This window comes from Mesorhizobium sp. M1A.F.Ca.IN.022.07.1.1 (assembly GCF_003997575.1).
Lineage (GTDB): Bacteria > Pseudomonadota > Alphaproteobacteria > Rhizobiales > Rhizobiaceae > Mesorhizobium.
On the sequence record NZ_RZST01000331.1, the window covers coordinates 1 to 6,386 of the forward strand.

The 6,386-nt window shown below is 60.6% G+C and carries 7 protein-coding genes and 1 pseudogene; 2 read left to right on the forward strand and 6 right to left on the reverse strand.

Translation table 11 applies throughout. The features are described 5' to 3' along the window. From EOA75_RS26725 to EOA75_RS26745, 5 genes and pseudogenes are all read right to left on the reverse strand, one after another. Positions 1–851, reverse strand: an 851-nt coding sequence (locus EOA75_RS26725) for an amino acid permease (RefSeq protein ID WP_127325566.1), incomplete at its 3' end; no start/stop codon positions are given. 121 nt (positions 852–972) lie between these two features. Then, positions 973–2,216, reverse strand: a pseudogene (locus EOA75_RS26730) (MgtC/SapB family protein). Between the two features lie 91 nt (positions 2,217–2,307). Beyond that, positions 2,308–2,757 (reverse strand): pyridoxamine 5'-phosphate oxidase family protein, encoded by a 450-nt coding sequence (locus tag EOA75_RS26735; protein WP_127325567.1) that lies wholly within the window; start codon positions 2,755–2,757, stop codon positions 2,308–2,310. A 10-nt stretch (positions 2,758–2,767) separates the two neighbouring features. After that, complete coding sequence (locus EOA75_RS26740) at positions 2,768–3,496, reverse strand: phosphoribosyltransferase (protein WP_127325568.1); 729 nt, start codon at positions 3,494–3,496, stop codon at positions 2,768–2,770. 3 nt (positions 3,497–3,499) lie between these two features. Continuing rightward, positions 3,500–3,928 carry a DUF2267 domain-containing protein gene (locus tag EOA75_RS26745; RefSeq protein WP_127325569.1) on the reverse strand — a complete coding sequence of 143 codons (429 nt, stop codon included), beginning with the start codon at positions 3,926–3,928 and terminating at the stop codon, positions 3,500–3,502. A 228-nt stretch (positions 3,929–4,156) separates the two neighbouring features. On the opposite strand from EOA75_RS26745, the gene EOA75_RS26750 reads away from it, so the two are divergent. After that, on the forward strand, positions 4,157–4,351 hold the full coding sequence (locus tag EOA75_RS26750; RefSeq protein ID WP_127325570.1) for a hypothetical protein: 195 nt from the start codon (positions 4,157–4,159) through the stop codon (positions 4,349–4,351). Between the two features lie 78 nt (positions 4,352–4,429). Here EOA75_RS26750 and EOA75_RS26755 read toward each other — a convergent pair whose 3' ends face one another. Next, positions 4,430–4,969 (reverse strand): Hsp20/alpha crystallin family protein, encoded by a 540-nt coding sequence (locus EOA75_RS26755; RefSeq protein ID WP_127325571.1) that lies wholly within the window; start codon positions 4,967–4,969, stop codon positions 4,430–4,432. Between the two features lie 786 nt (positions 4,970–5,755). Between EOA75_RS26755 and EOA75_RS26765 the strand changes: the two genes are divergently transcribed. Beyond that, positions 5,756–6,386 (forward strand): universal stress protein (locus tag EOA75_RS26765; RefSeq protein ID WP_127325573.1); only part of this gene is annotated, 631 nt, incomplete at its 3' end.

The window sequence follows — 6,386 nt, forward strand, 5'->3', positions numbered from 1 at the left end:
CCCGCCATAGACGGGTTCTTCAAAGCGGCCAGTTCGGGCTGGCTCAGGATGCCCAGCGAAAGGAGCGCCACCAGGGCATAGAGCGCGAGACAGGTGAAGAAGCCGAGCACGGTTGCGGTCGCGATGTCCTTGCGGCGTTCCGCCCGAGCGGAGAAAACGCTGGCGCCTTCGATGCCGATAAAGACCCAAAGCGTCACCAGCATCGTGCTCTTCACCTGAGCGGCGATTGAGCCGAGAGAGACGTTGCCGAGCCCGGTGAAATCGAGCGACCAGACGTTTAGCTTGAAGGCGACGGCGACTATCCCGACGAAAAGGACGACGGGAGCAATCTTGGCTACGGTCACGATGGTGTTGACGACCGCGGCTTGGCGAATGCCTACGAGGATCAGCCAATGGATGAGCCACAACAGGATCGAGGCGCCTAGCACCGCCTGCCATGTATTCCCGTCACCGAAGGCCGGGAAGAAATAGGACAGCGCGCTGAAGACAATCACAGCGTAGGACACGTTGCCGACCCATGCGCTGATCCAATAGCCCCAGGCACTGTTGAACCCTATGAAGGGTCCGAACCCTGCCTTGGCATAGGCATAAGGACCCGCGTCGAGCTCGGGGCGGCGCACCGCCAGCGACTGGTAGACGAACACCAGTGCGAGCATTCCGACGGCGGTGATCGCCCAGCCGATCAGGACTGCCAGCGGACCGGCGCCGGCCGCCATGTTCTGCGGTAGGCTGAACACGCCCGAGCCGACCATCGAGCCGATGACGAGAGCTGTCAGGGATCCCACTCGCAACTTCGTCGAGGCCGTCGCCTTGGCTTCCCGGATTGGGATGTTGATTTCTGTCGTGGACATGATGCCCTCCCGAATTGCGGACAGTGGGAGGATTCAACAGCAAAGAGAGGTCAGCGCCTTGATGCTGGTCAAATCCAGTTCCTTGAGGGGACTGCCGAGCGCAGATGAAGCTCGTACGGACCTACAGGAATTGCATGGCGCAGTAACCCGCAGCCGCGGCAATCAAAGTCATGCCGGCCAGGGGCGCCAGAATCTCACCGGACCTGCTAATGCCGCCAGGGAAAGGCGTCCGATCGCGTTTGCCATCAGCGCCGCCAGCACCGCGCGTCCTACCGTTTCGATCGAGATCAAACGTTCGACCAGGCGTAGGGCGCTGAGCACCGAAGCATCGACATCGAATGCACCGGCGATCGCGGAGCTCGCCAGCAGGCCCCGCTCCTGAAATTGGAATGCCAAGGCAGCGCTCCCTGTCGAGGCGGCTGCAAAAAGCAAGGCAAAGATAAGCAGAGGTGCCAATTCGAATGGATTGCGCGTCAGGGCAGGGTTCTCTGGTTTCCCGGCGTGGCCTGTCAATGCGACTGTTCCGCAAATGGCGAATGCCAGTGCGGCTGCGAGCGCGGGGGCGGCGATATTCGCCAACGCCCTCGGCGCGAGCACGCCAACCACGAGGCAGACACGCAAGATCGAGGCCATCGCCGCCAGCGAAGCCGCGCCCGCAAAGGGCAAAGGATTGCTCACTGTCTTGGCGGTGCTGGCCAGCGACAAGGTGACCGCGGTTGACGAGACCACTGCGCCGGCAAGCGCGCTGACAAGCAAGCCACGGGCATTTCCCAGCACACGGACGGCGATATAGCCGGCGAACGAGATCGACGCCATCAGCACCGTCAGGAACCAGATCTCCCATGGGTTGAAGCCTCCCCATGGATCCAACGTGCGGTCCGGCAGCAGGGGCAGCACGATCGCCGTCATCGCCGCCAAGACCAGCGCAGAACGAAGTTCTATCCAGCTCAGGCGCTGCAGGAGCCGATGCAGAACTTCGCGGCTTGCTAGGAGTGCGGCGAGGGCTGCGCCACCCGCGGCTGCAACCCGGAAATCGCCGGCCACGCAGAGCGCGCCGAGCGCAAAGACGGCGAGACCTGCAATGACGGTCGTGACGCTGAAATCCTCGTCGTGCGCGGCCTCGCGTGCCTTGTACCATGCGAAGATGCCCGCGAAGGCAAGCAAGCCGGCGATTAACACGGAAATCGCGTTGAGCGCTTCGGCCAATGCCGCGACAACGCCGCCGAGAAGCCCCGCAATGCCGAATGTACGGATTCCGGCCGTGCGGCTGCGATCTGGCGCGTCGCGCTCTCGCCACCCGCGCTCGAGGCCAACGAGCAACCCTATCGCCATGGCGACCCCAAGCCGGACTATGAGCGAGTCCATGACGACGCCTCAACTGGACTGCGTTTGCAGCCGACTGCTTCCCCAGCGGTCGATCTGGCGAGGCTTTCGCCCCGGCCTCGCAATCGTAGGGTTAGCTCTCCAGTGCTTCGCGGCCCGAAACTTCCGCGATGAATATCCTGAAGAAAATGTGGGAAAGGTGCTCGGCGTCCGATGAGGTGGCTGGCTTGAGCGCGCCAGGCTCCCACCAGTCGGCGTGCTTGCTCAGCACGGACCATGCGTGATCACGTTGCATCTTGTGTCCGATCCGATCGGGGAGTTCCTCATAACGGCCGTTGACGACCACGCTTCGCCAGCCACGTCTCGTGCCGTGTTCTTCGACCTGCACGGACACGAGCGGATTGGTGCGCATCCACTCGATCTTCTTGCCCAGCAAGGAAAAGGCATAGAGGTGATTGTCCGCGTGGGCGTAGTTGAAGCAGACGATGTAGGGTTGCCCATCCCTCGCGCAGGCCAGGTGGCCGACGCGATTGGCCGTCAGTATTTTTGTGCATTCCAGAGCGGAAAGGGTGCGGATATACATCGGCAAGCTCCTATTCGTCAGCGCCAGCTTGCTGCCGTGATTTGTTTGCGGGATGCGCGACTGAGCGTTTTCCCTTATTCCTGCTATGGCTGCCCGCACGTGTCTGGGCAGCCTCATCCATCATGCCAAGAACCTCACTGTCGGAGAGCTGCGGAAAGTTGAGGTAATAGTACGCGAGCGCGCGGAAACGGGCCGGCTGACTGAGACAGACGATCATGTCCGCTTCCTCAGCAATTTCGGTAACGGTATCCGCCGGCGCCACTGGAAGCGCGACAATGATTTTTCGCGGCGAACGGTGCTTCAGTGCCCGGATCGCAGCCTTCATCGTCGTCCCGGTGGCAGCCCCGTCATCGACAATAATCACCGTTTTGCCGTTGACAGACTTGGTTGCATGCTTGCCGCAATACGTCGCGCGGCGGCGCTCCAGTTCTGGGCGCTCTTTGGCGATCAGAACGCGCAGCTCGTCGTCGCCGAGTGCGTAGGCTTCCACGATCTCTCGGTTGAGAATGACGTCCGGAGGATCTCCGTCGACTATAGCGGCAACAGCCAATTCCGGATTGCCGGGTGCGCCGACTTTGCGCACGAGGATCAGGTCGAGTGGCGCTTTGAGGGCCTTGGCCACCTCAGCGGCAACTGGAACGCCACCCCGGGGTAAGGCCAGAACAACCCGATCCTGCAGAGGGATCTTGGCAAGCTCGTTCGCGAGTTTCTGTCCTGCGTCCTGGCGGTCGCGAAACATCGGCTATCCCTCCGGCCATAATTGACGGAGCGATTTCTTCATCGAATTGCGGACCTGGACGATCTCGCCGTGGGAGATGTGGCGGTCAAGAAGCCTGAACACCGCCGCGATTGCGATGTCGACGTCGATCTTCGGTTCGTAGCCGAAGCTGTTTCGGACGCGGATGACAAAATCGCGCTTCGACCGCTCCCAAGCCGGTTCGGCAGGGTTCCAGCCTTCAAAGTAGATACCTCTGATCAGCGTCGGCAATTGGGCCGAAAGGTCCGCCATCTCCTCGGGCGAGAGCCAGTCGCGCAGAGCCTTCAGGACCGATTTCAGCAGGCGGAACGCGCTCTGTTCGTTCCAATCCAAGTCCTTGGCAAGCTCGTTCACCCACTGCTGTGCCTGCTCGGCGGCATGTGCGATTGACGTGTGTGAAACAGTGTGTGCCATCGTTGTGACCCTTCAACTTGTTCCATTATCGCCATTCAGGTCTGCGCGAATTGCGTTAGGTCAAAAATTACGTCCGGGGTTGTCAAGGAGAGGGTTCAGAAGCTGGCCACGCCTGAACACAACGGATCGGCAGCCGCTTGCAAATGGCTGCAGCAGATGTGAACAAGCAAGGGTGGGATACCGAAGCTATTAGGTATAAACTCGAAAGTCGACGATTGAGGGTCAGTCGTGGACCGGTTTATTGCAAGGGCCAACATTGCCCATTTCGAAGATTTGCTCGCCCGCGAGACCGACCCGGAAAAGCGGCGCGCGATCCAGGATTTGCTTGCGCATGAGAAGGAGAAACTCGAGATCGCAGAGCGCCAGGCAGACAAAAATCCGAAGCCAGTCGCTCCATCCAAGGCAGACGATCCAGCAGCGTAGGCGAGTCAGCCCTGCTGGGCAGGGAGGTTCGCCCTCAGTGCACCCGGCGGCGCACTGAGGAACTGATCATTTGCGCCGCTATGCGGCCTTGACGGTGATCTTCTTCTCGGCCTTTTGGGCTTCCGCCGTCTTGGGCAACTTCACAGTCAGGATGCCCTTGGTGAAGCTGGCGTCGATCTTGTCGGCGTCCACACCTTCAGGCAGTTGGAACGACCGCTGGAAGGAGCCGTAGCGGCGTTCCGAGAGGAAATAGTCCTTGTCTTTTTCCTCCTTCTCTTCCTTCTTTTCGCCCTTGATCGTCAGCACCCGGTTGGCGAGCTTGATCTCGACGTTCTTTTCGTCGATGCCCGGCAGTTCGGCGGTGATCTCATAAGCGGTGGCCTTTTCTACTAAGTCCATCGCCGGTGCCACAGACCATGTGCTGTTCACCGCCGGCAAATCCCGGCCAAACAGCGAACGCGTGGACGGCAGGCGAAAATCGAAGGGATGAAAGTCATCGAACAGCCGGTCGATTTCGCGGCGCAGGCTCTCGAACGGTCCAACCCAGTTGTCCGACCTGGCGGTGGCGGGGGCATTCTTCTCAGACTTCACGGGGAGTTTGGTAGCGGCTTCGGCCATGGTTCTCTCCTTGCGACAAAGTTCATCTCCAACAGGTGCCGCTGCCTCCGCCTTTCACCTCAGGTTTCCCACGAGGTGCTGGAGCTGGAGGTCAGCGCACCCGCCCGACAGGAGTCATTGAACAGGTCTGTTGCTTCGCGATTTCCGCGTTTGGCGCGGATCGTCGCGCCCGCATCGCCAATTCGCGCTCTCTCTATCGAGGCCTGCATCAAAGCACGGCGTTGAATTGGCCATCTTTGATCTGCATCAATGATCTTCGAGAAAGAGGGTGATTTTACCCAAACAGCGATCCCGATTGACGAGGTCAAGGCGATGCGGCCTGGCGTCGACGCTTGACACGGGCCGGCTGGCCAAAGGCCTGCCTCTATGGGCGACTCGCCGCGACGAGGCTCGATGCCAAAAATGATCCAAATCAAAGCGTCGTAGGAGACCTTCAATCAGACTAAGACGATGTGGAATCCCATCATAAGCGCCCCTCCTGGTCGCAGTCTCGAGCTGGCCGTCATCGACCAGGACGGCGTGCATCCGCTTGTGTTTCCCTGTGAGAAGGGGTCGATGGGGTGGAGGAACGTGGTGACCGGAGCTCGCGTCGAGATTCGTCCTACTCACTGGCGTGCCTGGGGCCCGGACAAAGACGAACGAGACTCGTTGCGGGATCCGACTTAACCGTCAGTATCGGCATTCAATGCCGTGCATTGCAACGTTCAGCCGTACCATTTGACTAACATCAATGTGCTGCGCCTCGCGAGCTGGCAGGAAGCTACTGTTGTTCCGTGAGGTGCCCGCATGTCCTACAAAACGATCGTGGTCAACCTGGCCGTTGATGCAGACCCCGCGCCGATTGTGAAGCTAGGGGCAGAACTGGCGAAGCGCTTCGACGCTCACCTCGTAGGCCTGGCGGCCGCCGACGTCCCGCCCCTGGTGGCGACCGACGACTGCCTAGTCTACGAAGGCGAGATCATGCAGATTCAGCGCACGGAAATCGAGAAGCTTCTTGCCAAACTGCGCGACAGTTTCGAGACCCTCGTTCCGGCCTCGATCAGCAGCGAGTGGGTGCAATATGTTTGCGGTCCGACACGCGCCCTCGGCATAGCGGCGCGTTCGGCCGATCTCATCGTGACCGCTGATGGCGGGGATGATGTCTTTCGCGCCGTCGATGTCGGGAGCCTTGTGCTCGGCGTTGGCCGGCCGGTGCTGGTCGTCGCGGGCAATGCCGAACACATCCTGGGAAAGACCGTCTTGGTCGCCTGGAAGGACGGCAGGGAAGCACGAAGGGCATTGTCCGACTCGTTGCCGTTCCTGGCCAATGCCAACGAGGTTGTCATTGCAACGATGGAAGCCGACTCCGGGCAGGATGCTCGAAACAGCCTCGCCGACGTGGCGGTATTTCTGGAGCAGCATGGCATCACAGCGCGAA

What these genes read in the sequence shown, in the direction of transcription:
- EOA75_RS26740 (WP_127325568.1), bottom strand. Translation starts at nt 3,496, where the DNA reads ATGTTTCGCGACCGCCAGGACGCAGGACAGAAACTCGCGAACGAGCTT.
- EOA75_RS26745 (WP_127325569.1), bottom strand. Translation starts at nt 3,928, where the DNA reads ATGGCACACACTGTTTCACACACGTCAATCGCACATGCCGCCGAGCAG.
- EOA75_RS26755 (WP_127325571.1), bottom strand. Translation starts at nt 4,969, where the DNA reads ATGGCCGAAGCCGCTACCAAACTCCCCGTGAAGTCTGAGAAGAATGCC.
- EOA75_RS26735 (WP_127325567.1), bottom strand. Translation starts at nt 2,757, where the DNA reads ATGTATATCCGCACCCTTTCCGCTCTGGAATGCACAAAAATACTGACG.